This is a genomic window from Arthrobacter globiformis (assembly GCF_030815865.1).
Taxonomy (GTDB): Bacteria; Actinomycetota; Actinomycetes; order Actinomycetales; family Micrococcaceae; genus Arthrobacter; species Arthrobacter globiformis_B.
Genome location: NZ_JAUSXI010000001.1, coordinates 4,614,187 through 4,632,226 on the forward strand (window position 1 = coordinate 4,614,187; position 18,040 = coordinate 4,632,226).

The 18,040-nt window shown below is 65.8% G+C and carries 16 protein-coding genes; 11 read left to right on the forward strand and 5 right to left on the reverse strand.

Going from position 1 to position 18,040, the window contains the following annotated elements; all coding sequences use genetic code 11:
- Positions 1 to 175: 175 nt before the first annotated feature.
- The 4 genes from QFZ33_RS21540 to QFZ33_RS21555 are packed head-to-tail and all read left to right on the forward strand — an operon-like array spanning position 176 to position 4,209.
- Positions 176 to 1,486 carry an ABC transporter substrate-binding protein gene (locus QFZ33_RS21540; RefSeq protein ID WP_307030818.1) on the forward strand — a complete coding sequence of 437 codons (1,311 nt, stop codon included), beginning with the start codon at positions 176 to 178 and terminating at the stop codon, positions 1,484 to 1,486.
- A 16-nt stretch (positions 1,487 to 1,502) separates the two neighbouring features.
- A complete protein-coding gene (locus tag QFZ33_RS21545; RefSeq protein ID WP_307030820.1) occupies positions 1,503 to 2,474 on the forward strand; it encodes a carbohydrate ABC transporter permease in 972 nt (323 codons plus the stop codon).
- Entirely contained in the window at positions 2,471 to 3,382 is a 912-nt protein-coding gene (locus QFZ33_RS21550) for a carbohydrate ABC transporter permease (RefSeq protein ID WP_307030822.1), read from the forward strand. Before QFZ33_RS21545 ends, QFZ33_RS21550 begins: the two co-directional genes overlap by 4 nt.
- 44 nt (positions 3,383 to 3,426) lie before the next feature.
- Positions 3,427 to 4,209 carry a DeoR/GlpR family DNA-binding transcription regulator gene (locus QFZ33_RS21555; protein ID WP_307030825.1) on the forward strand — a complete coding sequence of 261 codons (783 nt, stop codon included), beginning with the start codon at positions 3,427 to 3,429 and terminating at the stop codon, positions 4,207 to 4,209.
- 13 nt (positions 4,210 to 4,222) lie between these two features.
- On the opposite strand, the gene QFZ33_RS21560 is transcribed toward QFZ33_RS21555, so the two are convergent.
- Positions 4,223 to 5,242 (reverse strand): LacI family DNA-binding transcriptional regulator, encoded by a 1,020-nt coding sequence (locus QFZ33_RS21560; RefSeq protein ID WP_373427314.1) that lies wholly within the window; start codon positions 5,240 to 5,242, stop codon positions 4,223 to 4,225.
- A 26-nt stretch (positions 5,243 to 5,268) separates the two neighbouring features.
- Complete coding sequence (locus QFZ33_RS21565) at positions 5,269 to 6,471, reverse strand: Gfo/Idh/MocA family protein (protein ID WP_307030829.1); 1,203 nt, start codon at positions 6,469 to 6,471, stop codon at positions 5,269 to 5,271.
- 214 nt (positions 6,472 to 6,685) lie between these two features.
- On the opposite strand from QFZ33_RS21565, the gene QFZ33_RS21570 reads away from it, so the two are divergent.
- From QFZ33_RS21570 to QFZ33_RS21595, 6 genes are all read left to right on the forward strand, one after another.
- On the forward strand, positions 6,686 to 7,636 hold the full coding sequence (locus tag QFZ33_RS21570; protein WP_307031942.1) for a carbohydrate ABC transporter permease: 951 nt from the start codon (positions 6,686 to 6,688) through the stop codon (positions 7,634 to 7,636).
- 10 nt (positions 7,637 to 7,646) lie between these two features.
- Complete coding sequence (locus QFZ33_RS21575) at positions 7,647 to 8,588, forward strand: carbohydrate ABC transporter permease (RefSeq protein ID WP_307030831.1); 942 nt, start codon at positions 7,647 to 7,649, stop codon at positions 8,586 to 8,588.
- A gap of 47 nt (positions 8,589 to 8,635) precedes the next feature.
- The gene (locus QFZ33_RS21580; RefSeq protein ID WP_307030833.1) at positions 8,636 to 9,976 is read left to right on the forward strand and encodes an ABC transporter substrate-binding protein; all 1,341 of its coding nucleotides are present in this window, start codon (positions 8,636 to 8,638) and stop codon (positions 9,974 to 9,976) included.
- 132 nt (positions 9,977 to 10,108) lie between these two features.
- The gene (locus tag QFZ33_RS21585; RefSeq protein ID WP_307030836.1) at positions 10,109 to 12,304 is read left to right on the forward strand and encodes an alpha-galactosidase; all 2,196 of its coding nucleotides are present in this window, start codon (positions 10,109 to 10,111) and stop codon (positions 12,302 to 12,304) included.
- 188 nt (positions 12,305 to 12,492) lie between these two features.
- Positions 12,493 to 12,969 carry a type II 3-dehydroquinate dehydratase gene (gene aroQ / locus QFZ33_RS21590; protein WP_307030838.1) on the forward strand — a complete coding sequence of 159 codons (477 nt, stop codon included), beginning with the start codon at positions 12,493 to 12,495 and terminating at the stop codon, positions 12,967 to 12,969.
- 88 nt (positions 12,970 to 13,057) lie between these two features.
- Positions 13,058 to 14,038 (forward strand): DUF2332 domain-containing protein, encoded by a 981-nt coding sequence (locus QFZ33_RS21595; protein ID WP_373427363.1) that lies wholly within the window; start codon positions 13,058 to 13,060, stop codon positions 14,036 to 14,038.
- A 56-nt stretch (positions 14,039 to 14,094) separates the two neighbouring features.
- Here the strand turns inward: QFZ33_RS21595 and QFZ33_RS21600 are convergent, their stop codons facing one another.
- Positions 14,095 to 15,282 carry a MarP family serine protease gene (locus tag QFZ33_RS21600; protein ID WP_307030841.1) on the reverse strand — a complete coding sequence of 396 codons (1,188 nt, stop codon included), beginning with the start codon at positions 15,280 to 15,282 and terminating at the stop codon, positions 14,095 to 14,097.
- A gap of 192 nt (positions 15,283 to 15,474) precedes the next feature.
- Here QFZ33_RS21600 and QFZ33_RS21605 point away from each other — a divergent pair, with 192 nt between their 5' ends.
- Complete coding sequence (locus tag QFZ33_RS21605; RefSeq protein WP_307030843.1) at positions 15,475 to 16,152, forward strand: Crp/Fnr family transcriptional regulator; 678 nt, start codon at positions 15,475 to 15,477, stop codon at positions 16,150 to 16,152.
- 426 nt (positions 16,153 to 16,578) lie between these two features.
- Here QFZ33_RS21605 and QFZ33_RS21610 read toward each other — a convergent pair whose 3' ends face one another.
- Positions 16,579 to 17,490 (reverse strand): NUDIX hydrolase, encoded by a 912-nt coding sequence (locus tag QFZ33_RS21610; protein ID WP_307030845.1) that lies wholly within the window; start codon positions 17,488 to 17,490, stop codon positions 16,579 to 16,581.
- A gap of 16 nt (positions 17,491 to 17,506) precedes the next feature.
- Positions 17,507 to 18,040 carry a RidA family protein gene (locus QFZ33_RS21615; protein WP_214852899.1) on the reverse strand — a complete coding sequence of 178 codons (534 nt, stop codon included), beginning with the start codon at positions 18,038 to 18,040 and terminating at the stop codon, positions 17,507 to 17,509.

The following is an 18,040-nucleotide window of genomic DNA, read 5'->3' on the forward strand; positions in this document are numbered from 1 at the left end:
CGGGGCCAAACAGGGCCCGTCCGGAGCGCCGGACGGGCCCTGCGTTTTGCTGTCCTACGGTGCCACGCCGCCGGAAAACCGCGTGTTGTTTTTCGATCTTTCCTGTTCCCTTTTGCGAGGTTATAGTCAGTAATATGTGACAGATGTCACATGACTCCATTCCCCGGGAGAGATCATGGCAACACATCCGGAAGCGTCCACCAGCGCCGGGCCAGCCCGGCGGACCTTCCTCAAAACTATTGGCGTGAGTGCCGCCGGCCTGGGCGGCGTGCCACTGCTGGCGGCGTGCACCGGAGGCAGCGGACCGTCCGCCGGAGGCTCGGAAGCCTCCGGCCTGTCGTTCGGCTCAGGCTCCTCCGACGAAGTTCCCAAGAATGCGTACCAGGCAGTCACCGATGCCTTCACCCAGAAGACGGGCAAGACGGTCCGCACCAACGTGGTGCCGCACAACGACTTCCAGAACAAGATCAACTCCTACCTGCAGGGCTCGCCGGACGACGCCTTTACCTGGTTCGCCGGCTACAGGATGCAGTTCTATGCCGGCAAGGGGCTCCTGGCGCCGGTTGATGACGTCTGGGGCAAGATTGGGGGCAATTTCTCCGACGCCCTGAAGAAGGCGTCCACCGGCCCGGACGGGAAGATGTACTTTGTCCCCAACTACAACTATCCGTGGGGTTTCTTCTATCGAAAGAGCGTGTGGGCAGACAAGGGTTACGAGGTGCCGGATACCTTCGATGCCCTCAAGACCCTGGCGGCCAAGATGAAGGCCGACGGCATCATCCCGATCGGTTTTGCGGACAAGGACGGCTGGCCCGCCATGGGCACGTTCGACTACATCAACATGCGCCTCAACGGTTACCAGTTCCACGTGGACCTGTGCGCCCACAAAGAGTCCTGGGACCAAAAGAAGGTGACCGACGTCTTCGACACCTGGTCCGCCCTGCTGCCTTTCCAGGATCCTGCGGCACTCGGCCAGACCTGGCAGGACGCCGCAAGGGCGCTTGCGGCCAAGAAGACAGGCATGTACCTGCTCGGCTCCTTCGTCACACAGCAGTTCACGGATCCCGCTGTGTTGAAGGACATCGATTTCTTCCCCTACCCGGAGATCGCCAGCGAGGGGCGGGATGCGGTGGAAGCCCCCATCGACGGTCTGCTGCTGTCCACCAAGGGCGGCGGGAACGCGGCCGCGCACCAGTTCATGGAGTTCATCGGCACACCCGAAGGCCAAGACATCTACGCCTCGGTGGACGCCTCCAACATCGCCACGGCCAAGGGCGCGGACACCTCGAAGTTCACGGCGCTCAGCAAGAAATTGGCCGACACCATCGCGCAGGCGAAGTCCATCAGCCAGTTCTTTGACCGTGACGCCCTGCCCGCCATGGCCAACAACGTCATGATCCCGGCCCTGCAGACCTTCCTCAAGGACGGCAAGATGGACGTCAAGAACCTTGAGGCGCAGGCCAAGTCACTGTACGCGGCCCAGTAGCAGTCCGGGGACTCCCATGAGCACAACAGCAAGAGACCTGGTCCCGCCGGAGTCCCGGGCGCCCTCCGGGGCACCGGCGAAGGGGGTCCGCAGCGGAAAAGTCCGCCGGCTCTCCAAACGCGACAAGGCGGTCCTGTCCCTGATGGTGGGCATTCCCACCCTGATCCAAGTGGCGTTTATCTGGCTGCCCACGGTGATGTCCGTCGGGCTGAGCTTCACGCGCTGGAACGGCCTCGCCCTGAGCGACATCAGGCCGGCGGGCGCGGACAACTACCAGTACATTTCCCAGGATTACCCGCCGTTCTGGCCGGCCATCCAGCACAACCTGCTGTGGCTGGCCTTCCTGGCCCTGGTGGCCACCCCGCTGGGCCTGCTGCTCGCGGTGCTGCTGGACCAGCAAATCCGCGGCAGCAGGATCTACCAGAGCATCTTCTTCGCTCCGGTGATGCTGTCGCTGGCACTGATCGGCATCATCTGGCAGCTGTTCTACCAGCGTGATAACGGCTTGCTGAACTTCCTGCTCGGAACCTCGGGGGCGCCTCAGGCCGTTGATTGGTTCGGGGACTCCTCGGTGAACATCTGGGCAGCCATGATCGCCGCCACGTGGCGGCACGCCGGCTACGTCATGCTGCTGTACCTGGCGGGCCTGAAGGGCGTGGATCCCACCCTGAAGGAGGCCGCGGCCATCGATGGGGCCAACGCGGCGCAGACCTTTTTCCGCGTGGTCTTCCCTGCCATGCGGCCCATCAACATCGTCATCGTCGTGATCACCGTCATCGAGTCATTGCGGGCGTTCGACGTCGTGTACGTCATCAACCGCGGCACCAACGGCCTGGAGCTCCTCAGCGCCCTGGTGATACAGAACCTCGTGGGCGAAGGCCAGGTGATCGGCGTCGGCTCCGCCCTTGCGGTAGTCCTGCTGGTCATCTCCCTCGTGCCCATCGTGTTCTACCTCAGCCGCACCTTCGGCAAGGAGAACAGGGCATGAGCGCCGCCGTCTCCCCCGGCAGGGCCATGACCGGGAAAACTGAACGCTCCGGCAGCAAGCCGAAGCGGCATTACGGCACGCATATCTTCCTGACGGCCATGGCGGTCATGTGGCTGATCCCCCTGATCTGGGCCGTGTTCACCGCCCTGCGGCCGATCGTCTCCACCAACGAGCACGGCTACTTCAGCCTGGCCGGCGACTTCAACTTCGACAACTTCAGTCAGGCCTGGTCCCAGGGCGGCTTTGCCAAATACCTCTGGAACTCGGTGATCATCTGCGTTCCGGCGGTACTGCTGGTGCTCTTTTTCGCTTCCATGATGGCGTTTGCCGTCAGCCGGGTGAGCTGGAAGTTCAACGTCACGCTGCTCATCATGTTCACGGCGGGGAACCTGCTGCCGCCCCAGGTGCTGGCGGCGCCGCTGTTCGAGATGGCCAAGCATTTCCAGGTGCCCTACTCCTTCAGCGATTCGGGCAACATGCTGAACACATACATCATCGTCATCGCCGTGAACATGGCGTTCCAGATGGGGTTCTGCACGTTCGTGCTGTCCAACTACATGAAGGCGCTCTCCGCGGACCTGACCGAGGCCGCCCTCGTGGACGGCGCCGGCATCTGGCGCCAGTACCGGGAAATCATCATGCCGCTGTGCCGGCCGGCCTTCGCGGCCCTTGCAACGCTGGAAGTCATCTTCATCTACAACGACTTCTTCTGGCCTCTGTTGTTCATTCAGAGCGGCGACCGGCTGCCCGTCACCACCGCGATCAACAACCTCCAGGGCGAGTTCCTGAACAACTACAACCTGCTGGCAGCCGGCGCCGTCATTACGGTAATTCCCACCCTGATTGTTTACCTGCTCCTGCAACGGCAGTTTGTTGCGGGCCTGACTCTTGGTTCCAGCAAGGGCTAGGCGATGATGGGCAGTACCAGGTTTCATCCACTGAAAGGATCCCGATGCTTCCCGCGGCCCGCCACCAGTCCATAGTGGACGCCGTCCGGCGCGAGCGGGTGGTCCGCGTGTCGGATCTGGCCCAGCAGCTGGGCGTGTCCCTGATGACGGTGCGCCGCGACATCGAGATGCTCGAGGAAAGCGGCCAGGTGGAACGGATCCACGGGGGTGCCAAGCTGCCCGGCGATGCCAGCACGCACGAGCCCGGATTCGAATTGAAATCCACCCAGCTGACCGCACAGAAACGCGCCATTGCCCTGGAGGCCGCCGCCCTGGTCCACGAGGGCATGGCCGTGGCTTTGAGCGCAGGCACCACCACCTGGGCGTTGGCCAAGGAACTTGCCAACGGTCCCCGGATCACCGCGGTGACCAACTCGGTGAAGATCGCCGACCTCTTCCACCATGCCTCCGCGTCGGGGTCCGGGCGCCACGCCTCCACAGTGATCCTCATCGGCGGCGAGCGCACGCCGTCGGACGCCCTGGTGGGCCCCATCGCGACGGCGGCGCTCCGCCAACTCCACCTGGACCTGCTGTTCCTCGGCGTACACGGCATGGACGCGGAGGCCGGCTACACCACGCCGAACCTCCTGGAGGCGGAAACCAACCGCGCCTTTATCGCCGCGTCCCGCAAGGTGGTGGTCCTGGCGGACCACACCAAGTGGGGCACCCAGGGAATCAGCACCATCGCCAAACTTGAGGAAGCCGACGAGGTGATCAGCGATTCCGGCCTATCCCCCGACGCCCAGCGGATCCTCCGGGACCGGGTGGGCCGGCTCCGGCTGGTTTAGGCCCGTACCGGCTTCAGGGGCAGCCGCAGGACTGCCTGATCAGGAGTCTCGTCGGAAAAACGCGGTGCTCTGCGGGGGCGCCGCGGTCCGCCCCGACGAGCGCCCGGACGGCTGCCTCGGCCATATCCCGCACCGGCTGCTCCACGGTGGTCAGCGTTGGCCAGGAGTATTCGGCGTCCTCTGAACCGTCGAACGAGGCCAGTGCGATATCCCCCGGGACGGACAGGCCGGCCTCGTGGAGCGCGCGGAGGATGCCGATGGCCTGCATGTCAGAGCTGGCGAAGATGGCGGTAGGCCGGTGCCCGGACGCCAGGAGCCGCTGCCCTGCGGCGTAGCCGCCAACACGGGTGAAGGCGCTGCGGGCAATGGGGCCTTCCGGCAGCCCGGCGTCCCTGAGTGCCCGCACCCAGCCCTCTTCGCGGGCGTCCGCTTCGTCGCCGGTGGTGGTGCCCATGGCCAGGCCGATGTTGGTGTGACCGTGCCCGATCAGATGCTCGACGGCGATGCGCGCGCCCTTTGCCAGGTCCACGCCCACCGTGGTGACCCCGGCCGAACTACCGCTGTGGCTCAGGAGCACGGACGGGATTTCCGCAGTCTCCAGATCGGTCAGGTCAGGCTCGAACAACACGCTGGCCAGAACCACGCCGTCCACCTGCCGGGCCGCGAGGTTCCGGATGTTCCGGCGCTCCTTGGCCAGGTTGCCGTCCGAGTTGGTCAGCACCAGGGCGTAGCCGAGGGCGGCCGCTGCGTCCTCCACGGCGTGGGCCAGCATGGAGAAGAACGGGTTGCTGTTGTCCGGAATGACCAGACCTATCGTTTCGCTGGACCCCAGCTTCAGGGCCCGCGCAGCCGCGTTGGGGCGGTAGCCCAGCTGCCGGATGGCTTCCTGGACCTTCGCCTCGGTGGCGGGGGCCACCTTCTTCGGCCCGCCGTTCACCACGTAGCTGACGACGGCGGTGCTCACCCCGGCGTACCGGGCAACGTCCTTGCGGGTCACCTGGGTCCGCGGGGCGGGCGCTGCCGGAATGGTCATAGTGTCCATGCTAGCTACAGCCCGCCCTAGAGGGTGGCCGGAGCATCGCCGAAGTCGCGGATGGGAAGGCGTTCGCCGTTCCGCACGGCGGATTCGTGGGCCACGATGCCGGGCAGGGTGAACCGCGCGGCCGTCCATGCGTTGACCGGCGGCAGCGACCCCGTATTCACGGCCGTGACAAAGTCGTCCACCAGGAACTGGTGGCTGCCTTCGTGGCCGTTGGGGGCACCCCGGAACTCCTCCGGCAGCCTGTCGCTGTCATGCACCGGGGCCAGCCCGGACACGAAGGCGTCCCGCAGTTCGGGGGCCACATTGGCGAGCGACGGATCGTCCAGCGCAACGCTGGGCCGGGACTCCACCTGCTCTGAGATGTCGTGAACGTTGGCCTTGTCCTGCCACACCGTCACCTTGGCCAGCTGCTCAAAGCTGGCCTCGGTGCCGAAGAACCGGAAACGGGACTCACGGATGTGGGAGGGGTATCCCACCCGGCGCATTTCATTGGTCCGCATGGCACCGCCGTCGTTCAGTTCGAAGAGGGCCGTGGCGTTGGAGAAGTCGTTCCCGAACATGCTGATGTCCTTGTCGAACACCCCGTCCTGGCGGTCGTCCTTCACGCCGACGCAGCTGACGCTCACGGCGTGCGCCGGCAGGGCACCGAGGACGCCGCCAATCGCGTGGGTCGGGTACAGCATGGGCGGGTAGCTGGCAGTCTCCTTCCAGCGCTCCCCGCCGCTGTACTGGTAAGCGTCGTAGAAGCCCAGGTCCATGTCGTGCACGTAGTCGCCTTCGGAGTAAAACACCCTCCCGAACCGGCCGGCCGCATGCTGCTGGCGCGCGTAGACAGTGGCCGGGTTGTAGTAACTCGTTTCACCCATCATGTAGACGTTGCGGGTGTCCCGGACGGCGTCGATGATCTTCGCGATCTCGTCCTCGGTGACGGCCATGGGCACGGCCGAGTAGACATGCTTTCCCGCCCGGAGCGCCCGTTCCACCAGCGGCCCGTGGGTCCACCGCTGCGTGAAGATGGCGACGGCGTCGACGTCGGACGCCAGCAGCTCATCGAAGGTGGCCATGGAACCGGCCAGGTCATATTGCCCAACTGCTTCGGCCGCACGGTCGGCCCGTTCATCTACCGCAAAGACTTCGCTGACCCCGGGGTGCAGATTGAAGAGGTGCGCGAACTGGCCACCGAACTGCCCCACGCCAACTACTCCGATCGAAAACGCCATTGTTCCTGCCTTTCTAGGCCTAGGCGGCACCGCTTTCCGGTGCGCACACATGTTTGCGTCACAGTCTTTCAGCCGAATCTACTCGAGTCAATAATTGCAACGTTGGAGAAAACTCGGCCAGCAATGGTGTGAAAATATTCCTTGCGGTCCCGGATCTACTCGTGTAGATTTGTGGCGATTGTTAGTTCCATCACACACCCAGGAAGGGTCGATGATGACCACCCTTACTAAAAACCCTGCAGCCAGGAGTGATCAGCGTCCGGCGCGGTCCGGCAGGATCCGCCCATGCGGCCTCCGGCGGTACGGCGACCTCAAGATCGCCCTCTTCTTCATCGCCCCGGCAATGATCGGCTTCGTCCTCTTCTACGTGGTGCCCACCCTCCGGGGGATTTACCTGAGCTTCACGGAGTACAACATCCTCGGCGACCCGGAGTGGGTGGGCCTGGACAACTACGCGGCGATTGCCAAGGATCCGCTGTTCTGGAATTCCCTGGCCGTCACAGGGCAGTACGTCCTCATGAACATCGCGCTCCAGACGACGCTGGCCCTCGGCCTGGCCCTCCTGATGGACCGGGTGGCCAAATCCACCCTGGTCCGGGGTGCCCTGCTCCTGCCCTACCTGATGTCGAACGTCATCGCGGCCCTGCTCTGGTTCTGGATGCTGGACTACCAGATCGGCATCGTGAACCAGTTCATCGAATGGGCGGGCCTCCCCCGCGTCGCATTCTTCGGCAGCGAGGAGTGGGCAATTCCCACCCAGGCCCTGATCAACACGTGGCGGCACATGGGCTACACCGCCCTGCTGATCTTCGCCGGCCTCCAGGCCGTCCCGCAGCACCTCTACGAAGTGGCCAAACTGGACGGCGCGTCACCGTTCCAGACCTTCCGTAAGATCACCATGCCGCTGCTTCGCCCGGTCCTGGTCCTGGTGCTCGTCGTCACCGTGATCGGTTCCTTCCAGGTCTTCGACACCGTGGCAGTAACCACGCAGGGCGGACCGGTCAACGCCACCCGCGTCATCCAGTACTACATCTACCAGCGCGCCTTCACCGAGTCGGACTTCGGCTACGGGTCCGCCATCGCCGTCATCCTCTTCCTCATCCTCGCCCTCGTTGCCTTCATTCAAATGAAGTTCCTCAAGGGCAACGAGTCGGACCTGGACTAAGGAGCCCCGCATGACCACCACCACCAGTCGCGCACCGCAACCGGCCGCCGCACGCCGCCCGGCAACCACCCGCCGTCGTCCTTTCAACGCCCGCCGCGCCGGCGCCTGGACCCTGCTGGCCCTCGCCATCGCCGTCTCCGTGCTCCCGTTCCTCTGGGTGTTCCGCACCGCGCTGTCCACCAACGGAGCACTGGCCACGCAATCGGCCAGCCTGCTTCCGGCAGACTTCACCGTTGGCGCCTTCATGCGGGTCTTCGGGCTGCAGAGCCCCGCCGACGCCGTCGCGGAGGGCGGTTCCGGTGCCGCCATCGACTTCTGGCTGTACCTGCGCAACTCGATCATCTTTTCCTCCATCACCACCGCCGGGGCCGTGTTCTTCAGCGCGATGGCTGCCTACGCCTTTGCCCGGCTGCGCTGGAAGGGCCGGAATGCTGTATTCAGCCTGTTCCTGGGCACCATGCTGGTCCCGCCGATCTTCACCGCCCTGCCCAACTTCCTCCTGATCAAGAACCTGGACCTGCTCAACACGATGCTCGGGATGGTTCTGCCGTACGTCTTTATGACTCCGTTCGCCATCTTCTTCCTCCGGCAGTTCTTCCTGAACATGTCCCGTGAAGTCGAGGAGGCAGCCATGCTCGACGGCGCCAAGCACCTCCGCATCTTCTTCCAGATCGTTCTGCCCAACGCCGCAGCCCCCATCGCCACGCTGGCGCTGCTGACCTTCATCGGCCAGTGGAACGAATACTTCTGGCCCCTGCTGGTCGGATCCCAGGACGACGTACGCGTTCTCCAAGTGGGGCTCGGCGTCTTCAAATCGCAGTCCCCGCAGGGGGCACCGGACTGGTCCGGCCTCATGGCCGCCACCCTGGTCTCGGCGCTGCCTGTCCTGATCCTCTTCGCCGCCTTCGGCAAGAAGATCGTCAACTCCATCGGATTCTCCGGAATCAAGTAAGCACCCGCCTCCTCCTCTTCACCCCAATCCCGAACGGAAAGAAAACAATGAAGAAATCCCTCGGCACCGTCGCCGTCGCCGCAGCCATGGCCCTCTCCCTCTCCGCGTGCGGCGGCTCAGGATCCTCTGCAGAATCGGCCAAGGGCGAGATCAGCTACTGGCTCTGGGACGCCAACCAGCTTCCCGCGTACCAGCAGTGCGCCGACGACTTCACCAAGGCCAACCCCGACATCAAGGTCAAGATCACCCAGCGCGGTTGGGACGACTACTGGAGCACGCTCACCAACGGGTTTGTCGGCGGCACGGCCCCCGACGTCTTCACCAACCACCTCGGGCGCTACGGCGAACTCGCCGAAAACAAGCAGCTGCTGCCCATTGACGACGCAGTCAAGAAGGACAACGTGGACCTGTCCGCCTACAACGAGGGCCTGGCGGACCTGTGGGTGGGCCAGGACGGCAAGCGCTACGGCCTGCCGAAGGACTGGGACACCATCGGGCTCTTCTACAACAAGGCGATGCTCACAAAAGCCGGCATCTCCGAGGACCAGATGAAGAACCTGACCTGGAACCCGCAGGACGGCGGAACGTACGAGAAAGTCATCGCCCACCTGACCGTCGACAAGAGCGGCAAGCGCGGGGATGAAGCCGGCTTCGACAAGAACAACGTGGCCGTCTACGGCCTCGGACTCAACGGCGGCGGCGACTCCTCAGGCCAAACGGAGTGGAGCTACTTTGCCAACACCACCGGCTGGTCCCATACCGACAAGAACCCGTGGGGCACGCACTACAACTACGACGACCCCAAGTTCCAGTCTTCCATCGACTGGTTCGCCGGACTGGTCAAGAAGGGCTACATGCCCAAGCTAGAGTCCACCGTCGGCGCAAGCATGGCCGACACGTTCGCTGCCGGCAAGTCGGCCATCAACGCCCACGGCTCATGGATGGTCGGCCAGTACACGGGCTACAAGGGCATCAAGGTGGGCATCGCTCCGACCCCGACGGGCCCGGAGAGCAAGCGCGCGTCGATGTTCAACGGCCTGGCCGACTCGATCTGGGCCGGAACCAAGAAGAAGGACGCATCCATCAAGTGGGTGGAATACCTCGCCTCGGCACCGTGCCAGGACGTCGTTGCCTCCAAGGCCGTAGTCTTCCCAGCACTCAAGGGCTCCTCTGACAAGGCTGCTGCAGCGTTCAAGGCCAAGGGCGTTGACGTCACCGCCTTCACCGAGCACGTGAAGAACAAAACCACCTTCCTGTACCCCATCACTGACAACACCGCCAAGGTCAAGGGCATCATGGAACCTGCCATGGACGCCGTGGTGTCCGGCAAGCAGCCCGCCAGTTCGCTGACCGAAGCAAACAACCAGGTCAACGCCCTCTTCAAGTAGGGCCGGAACTGGGCGAAAATCAAAGTCCAGGCATCCACACAGCACCACACCTGCGGGGCCGGAACCGCACACACCGCGCCGGCCCCGCAGCACCCCACATACCTATCTGCTCATCGCGAAAGAGACCTACCTATGGATCCCCTGCACCTCCGTTCCGCCGGCACCAGCCTGGTGATCAGCTTCGACAGCGGGGAGGCCGAGGTCGTCCACTGGGGTGCCGACCTTGGCAGCGAACTCCCTGACCTGTCCATCCTCACGGAGGCCATCCCCAACTCCGCCGTCGACACCACCGTCCCGGCGGGACTGCTCCCCCAGGCGTCCTCCAGCTGGCGCGGGCGGCCGGGCCTGCGCGGGCACCGGATTGCCGACGGCGTCTCCGGACTCGACTTCTCCGTTCGCCTGCGCGCCGTGGGCACCACAGTCAACGGCCGCTCCGCCGCCCTCGTCCAGCAGGATGCCGACGCCGGCATCACCGTGGAATCCACCCTCACCCTCCACGACGGCGGCCTGCTGGAACTGCAGCACACCGTCACGAACACCGGAACCACGGCTTTCCAGCTCGATGAACTGGCCGCCGTCCTCCCGGTGGCTCCGGACGCCGTCGAAATTCTCGACCTGACCGGGCGCTGGTGCCGGGAACGGCACCCGCAGCGCCGCCCCATCCAGCAGGGCACCTGGGTGCGGACCGGCCGGCACGGCCGCACCGGGCACGACTCCTCGCTGCTGTTCGCGGCCGGCACCGCCGGCTTCGGAAACCGCCACGGCCGGGTCTGGGCCACGCACCTGGCCTGGAGCGGCAACCACGAACAGTTCGCGGACACCCTCGCCGACGGGCGCACCATGATCGGCGGCTCCGAACTGCTGGGCCCTGCCGAGGTCATCCTCCAGCCCGGCGGAAGCTACGCCACCCCCAAGCTCTTCGCCGCCTACTCGGGCCGCGGCCTGGATGGCATCAGCGAGGCGTTCTACAGCTGGTTCCGCTCCCGCCCGCACCACGTGCTCCCGGCCGCGGGCGGCGGGAAGCCGCGCCCCGTGGTGCTCAACACGTGGGAGGCCGTCTACTTCGACCACAACCTGGACACCCTGATCGAACTCGCGGACTCGGCCGCAGACCTCGGCGTGGAGCGCTTCGTCCTCGACGACGGCTGGTTCCGCGGCCGCCGCGACGACACAGCCGGTCTAGGCGACTGGTTCGTGGACGAGACGCTATGGCCGGACGGGCTGACGCCGCTCATCGAAGCAGTCACGTCCCGGGGCATGGAGTTCGGCCTGTGGGTGGAACCCGAGATGATCAACCTCAATTCGGACGTGGCACGGGCGCACCCGGACTGGATCGTAGGACCCGCCACAGCCTCGCACAAGGACGGCGGACGCCTGCCGCTGTCCTGGCGGAACCAGCACATCATCGACCTGGTGAACCCGGAGGCATGGCAGTACATCTTTGACCGGATCGACGCCCTGCTGCGCGAAAATAACATCAGCTACCTGAAGTGGGACCAGAACCGGGACCTCACCGAACACGGGCACGCCGGGCGCTCCTCCGTTCACGAGCAGACCCTCGCCGCCTACCGCCTGTTCGATGAGCTTCGGAAGGCCCATCCCGGCGTCGAAATTGAAAGCTGCTCCTCGGGCGGGGCGCGCGTGGACCTCGGCATCCTCGACCGCACGGACCGCATCTGGGGTTCAGACTGCAACGACGCCCTGGAGCGGCAGACCATCCAACGTTGGACCGGCGTCGTGGTTCCGCCCGAACTGGTGGGCGGGCACGTCGGCCCCACCACGTCCCACACCACCGCCCGCACCCATGACCTGTCCTTCCGTGCCATCACGGCGCTGTTCGGCCACTTCGGAATGGAATGGGACGTACGCGAGGTGCAGAGCGAGCAACGCGAGGAGCTCAAGCGCTTCATCGAGCTGTACAAGGAGCACCGCGGGCTGATCCACAGCGGCCGGATGGTCCGGGCCGATGTGCCTGACGAGTCGCTGATGCTCCACGGTGTGGTGGCCGGTTCCGCTGCTGGTTCCGGTTCCGTTGCTGCGGGCACGACGGCGGCGCTGTTCGCCCTGGTGAGCACACGCACCTCGTTCGCCGAGCAGCTGGGGCGGGTCGCCCTGCCCGGGCTCGAGGCGGATTGCCGCTACCGGGTGGAGGCCATTTTCCCGGCCCCGGGGGACGCCGATTACGGCCACACCTTCACCCAGGTCCAGCCGCCGGCATGGCTGGCCTCCGGCGCGGAGGCCAGCGGCCGCTTCCTGGCCGAGGTGGGAGTCCCGATGCCCAGCCTCAACCCGGAGCACGCGCTGGTGCTGAAGGTCACGGCCCTCTGAGCGCCCTCTAACCCGGGCGGCTCTGAGCTGCGCCGCCCGCGGGTGCTGCCCGCCCGCCGTCGTTCTCCGTCCCGCACTATCGCGTCCCGCACCGCCGGCCCTCCAGCCGGCGGTGCGGGACGCCGCATTTTCCGTAACGAAAGCCTCGCCCTCGGAGCCCGGCAACCCGACGCGATAGATTTGCAGACATGACTGAAGCCCCCTCCGCCACCGAAGCCGGCCGCGGCACCATCCTTGTCCTCAACGGCCCCAACCTGAACCTCCTCGGCACCCGCGAACCGGAGAAGTACGGCACGTCGACCCTGGCCGACGTCGAACAGCTCGCCAAGGACGCCGGCGCCGCCCATGGTCTCGACGTCGAATGCTTCCAGTCCAACCATGAAGGCGCGCTGGTGGACGCCATCCACGCCGCCCGGGGCAAGGCAATCGGCATCGTGCTGAATGCGGGCGCGTACACCCACACCTCGGTCGCGATCCGGGACGCCATCTCGGCGGTGCAGGTGCCCGCGGTGGAGGTCCACATCACCAATGTTCATGCCCGCGAGGCGTTCCGCCACCACTCCTACCTCTCGGACATCAGCAAGGCCGTGATTGCCGGTGCCGGGATCATGGGCTACCGGTTCGCCGTGGAGTACCTCGCCGACCTGAATGCCGGCAAGGCCTGACCATGCCGGCGGCGGCCCTCGGCACCGCAGAGTGGTACCGGCACTTCGGCACGGTTGATGCCCCCGGTTCCTCGCCCTGCTACTCCGACTGGTCGCTGCATATCGCCGACGATGCCGGGCTGATCGCCCGGATCGACCGCTGGCCGTACAACAAGCGCCAGCCCCTGCTGATGCTCGCCGCCGCCCGTTTCCTCGGCGCCAAGGTCTCCCGTATCCGGAGTTCCGCACGTTCCTGGACGAGCACTGGACCGAGGTCTCGCGCACCGTCATGTCCCGCGCCACCCAGACAAACGAGGTGGGCCGCTGCGCCACCCTGCTTCCGTCGCTCGCTGCCATCGCGGCTGCCGAGGGCAGGCCGCTCGCGCTGATCGAGGTGGGCGCCTCGGCGGGACTCGCACTGTTCCCGGACCGCTACAGCTACGAGTTCGACGACGGCGCGACAGTCACGCGGCTGGATCCCGGCGCGTCCGGCGAACTGCCGGCCGGTTCCGGCCTACCGCCAGCCCGTTCCAGCCTTCGGCCGGAGCCTCCCGTCCTGCGCTGCCGGACAGCAGGCCCGGTTCCCCTGCCGGACAGCTTGCCTTCTGTGGTGTGGCGGGCCGGGATCGACCTCAATCCCTTGGACGCACGGAATCCCGACGACGTCGCCTGGCTTGAGGCGCTGATCTGGCCGGAGCAGGAGTTCCGCCGTGAGCGGCTGCGCCGGGCCATTGCCGTTGCGCGCCGAGATCCGCCTCTACTTGTAGCCGGCGACCTCAACGAACAGCTGCTGTCGCTGGCCGGCCAGGCCCCTCCCGGCGCCGCGCTGGTGGTGTTCCACAGTGCCGTCATGGGTTATGTCAGCGCTGACGGGCGCGCCAGGTTCCGGGCCATCATGCAGAGCCTGGCGCGGGACCGGGGTTGTCACTGGCTGTCCAACGAGGGCGAGACCGTGATCATCCAGGAGGACGGCTCGGCGGTTGTCCCGGAGATGGATTCCGGCCGGCTCCGCGGCAACTTCCTGCTGCTGCACAACGGCCAGCCGGTGGCCATCACCGGCCCGCACGGCCAGAGCCTGGACTGGCTGTAACCGGCTGATCCTTTCGCTGGATGCCTATTGCCGGATGCCGCTACTGCTGGATGCCGCTACTGCTGGATGCACTGTCCCGACGACACCGGGCTGGACAGGCTCGGCGCCTCTGCGGCCACCGGCCGGAGGTCGATCATCGGAATCGCGAAGCCCAAGGCTGCGTTGGATGTTGTCTTCGCGAAGATAACGCCTGCCACCTCTCCGTTGGTGGTGAGCAGGGGCCCGCCGGAGTTGCCGGGCTGGACGTCGCCGGCAAGCTTGTACACCTCGTCCGGAACAGGGTTGTTGCCATAGATGTCCGGCACCAGCACCGTGGAAATGCCCTGCACAGTGGCCGGCTTGGACTGGTAGGGGCCGCCGTGCGGGTAGCCGGCAAACGCGGCGGCGGTTCCCGCGGGCAAGTCAGAGCTCAGCGGCAGCGCCGCGGTGGGCAGTCCGTCCACGGCCAGGACTGCGAGGTCGCGCTTGCTGTCGAAGTACACCACGCTGCCGGGCATGGCACCGCCGCCGGGGACCTCCACGACAGGCTGCGACACCCCCGCAACGACGTGCGCGTTGGTCACTACGCGTCCGGATGACACCACGAAGCCTGTTCCGGTCTGGTTCTGCCCGCACTGGAATGCGGTTCCCGCGATCTTCAGGACCGAACCGGCGGCCCTGTTCAAGGCCGGTGTGTCCGTGTTGGCGTTCGGAACCGGAACCTGCTGCTGGTCCTGGCCGATGCCCTCAATGAGCGTGGGGATGCCGTCGCCCATGACCGCCGAGCGCAGCTGCGCCATGGCGGTTTTGACCGGGTTGGGCGTCAGTCCGTCTATGAAACGGATCACCTTTGACTCGGCCAGCTGCTGCGATACGAAAGGCACGCCGAGTGCGCTGATGCTGAAGGCCAGCATGGACATGACCAGAGCGGACACCACCACGTTCAGGGCACCGCCGATGATTCTGTCCATAGCCCGGAGCGGCCGCATGCGGACGGCACTCCGGATGCTGCGCCCGATCATGGTGCCGAGCGCGTTGCCGAGAACCACCAGCAGGACGGCGGTGCCGATAATGGCGGTCAGGCGCCACCCGCTGTCCTCCACGAAGTCGCTGACCAGCGGAACGGAGAGGAAAGCGGCCACGGCGCCGGCCGCGAAGCCGGCAAGGCCGCCGATGGTCACCAGGAAGCCGTTGCGCAGGCCGTAGATAAGATAGGACAGAAGCGTGAGTATCAACGCAAGGTCCAGAACGGTCAGGCCAAACACCGGGTCTCCTCATAAGCAGCTAGGCCCCGATTCTACTGGCGAAGTCTGACAGTATGCCGTGGATACGGGGAGCCGCCGCTGGTCTCGCGGCGTCTTTTAGGGCGTTTCAGCTGCCAAGTACGTCACAGACCGTTGAAAATTCTGAAACAATGGCACAAGCGCCCCAGACGACACTTTTACTCAGGAGAATTCATGGACATCGAGGTATTGCGACGCGCACCCCTTTTCGCCACGCTGGACGACGACGCGTTCCGCCTGCTGACGGACGAACTGACCGAGGTCGACCTGTCCCGCGGCGCATCCGTCTTCCGCGAGGGCGACCAGGGTGACCAGCTCTACTTCATCGTCGCCGGCAAGGTGAAGCTCGGCCGCACCTCCCCCGACGGCCGCGAATCCCTGCTGGCCATCCTCGGCCCCGGTGAGCTCTTCGGCGAGATGGCCCTGTTCGACCCGAGCCCGCGCACCGCCACGGCCACCGCCGTCTCGGAAACCCGCCTGGCCGGCCTCAAGAACGAGAGCCTGAACTCCCTGCTGCGGACCCGTCCCGAGGTGTCGGCACAGCTGCTGCAGGCGCTGGCCCGCCGCCTCCGCCGCACCAACGACTCCCTCTCCGACCTGGTCTTCTCCGACGTTCCCGGCCGCGTGGCCAAGGCCCTCCTGGACCTCGCCGACCGCTTCGGCCGTCCCGCCACCGACGGCGTCCTCGTGGCACACGAGCTCACCCAGGAAGAGCTGGCCCAGCTCGTTGGCGCATCCCGCGAAACCGTCAACAAGGCACTGGCCGAGTTCGTCCAGCGCGGCTGGCTGCGCCTCGAGGCCCGCGCCGTCGTGATCTTGGACATGCAGCGCCTCCGCCAGCGCTCGCGCTAGGTCACGATGCCCAAAGGCCGCCTCCACGTGGGGCGGCCTTTTGCTTTTAACTCACCACCGGCTGATAACGGCCCTTCGGCATCGCCTCGTCGAAACCAACTGAAAGTCCGCTGGTTGAGCCTGTCGAAACCAAACGAAAGCCCGCTGGTCGAGCCTGTCCAAACCAACTGAAAGCCCGCTGGTTGAGCCTGTCCAAACCAACTGAAAGCCCGCTGGTTGAGCCTGTCGAAACCAACTCGCCAAGCCCTCGATCTCGACAAGGACTGAGGAAGCGTTGGGAAAAACCCGACAAGAACTGAGGAAGCGTTGGTCCCTGCGACCGCAGGGGCCCTTTCGATTGTGTCTAAGTGACGGCGAAGGCCCGCCGCCCGGCGGACGGAACCAAAGCGAACCAGCAGATCTCGACAAGCTCGCCAACGGGAAGGCTTAGCGCTCGCGCTGGGGCTCCCCGGCCACGGTTTTGGCCGCCTCGACTTCGAGCATCAGAGTCCCGTTTTCGTCGACGAGCTTGGGTTGGTACACGTGCGGGGTGCGCTTGTAGCTGAGGTAGGCGATGCAGCCGTTGGCCTTGGCCATCTTCTCCAGCATGATCTCGGAGCCGGGAACCATGAGCTGGCCGAGGGTGAGGCCGACCGTGTTCTCCTGGCCCACCTCGTCACCCAGCACGGTCGTGTCGCGCTCGGCGATCGCCTTGGTGGCGCACACCCACCGGCCCCAGACGCCTTTGCTCTCCAGGATGGACGGCTGCTGGTTCATGGGGACCGTGGCGGCAAAATACCGGGTGTTGAAGCGCCGGTGCGCGAAGTCCGGGCTCAGCCAGTTCACGAGCGGCTTGAGCAGGTCGGTGCGCAGGGACAGGCCCCGCTTGGCCAGCTCCTCTGTGAACGACTTTTCCTGCGACGCAACCGCTTCGCGGGCCTTCATCCACTCCACCGTGGACGTGGCCTCCACGGTGGAGGACAGGTCCGGGCCCGCCAGCAGCACGCCGGTCTCCTCGAACAGCTCACGGACTGCACCCACCACGTGGCGGCGGGCCAGGCCGACGTCGTCCGTTCCCATTTGCTCGGCCCAGTGCTGGGGCGAGGGCCCCAGCCAGCCGACGGCATCGTCATCGGAGGCGTCCAAGGAGCCGCCCGGGAAGGCGAGGACGCCCAGCGGGGACGAGCCGGGACGGTACCCGAGCCAGGTTTCCAGGCCGGTGGGCGAATCCCGGAGGAGTACCACGGAGGACGCGAAACGGGGTTTGCGCGGAGTCCGTTCGCCGTGTTCGAGCCAGCTTTGTGCCGCCCCTTCAAGATCGGGAGGAAGAACAAAGAGCCGGCGTGCTAGCTGGGGCAAAGGAACCTACTGCTCCTTAACTGAATTCGGCGATCAGTTCGACTTCCACCGGAGAGTCGAGCGGCAGGACTGAAACGCCGACGGCGGAACGGGCGTGCTGGCCCGCGTCACCGAAGACCCGGCCCAGGAGCTCGGAGGCGCCGTTGATGACGCCGGGCTGGCCGGTGAAGGACGGGTCGGAGGAGACGAAGCCCACAACCTTGACGATGCGCGTGATGCGGTCGAGGTCGCCGATGACGCTCTTCACGGCGGCCAGGGCGTTCACGGCGCAGACGGCGGCGTATGCCTTGGCGTCTTCCGGGGACACAGTCGGTTCGTCCGAGGTGCCCTCGGTGCCGGCGGACACCTTGCCAGTAGCTTCGAGTTTGCCGTTAATAAACGGCAGCTGTCCGGAGGTGTAGACGTGGTTGCCGGAGACGACCGCCGGTACGTAGGCGGCGACGGGGGCGGCAACTTCCGGGAGGGTCAGTCCGAGCTCGGAAAGACGCTGTTCGACGGCGGACGACGGCGTCAGATCAGCACTGGAGGCGGTTTCCTGGGGGGTGGTCAT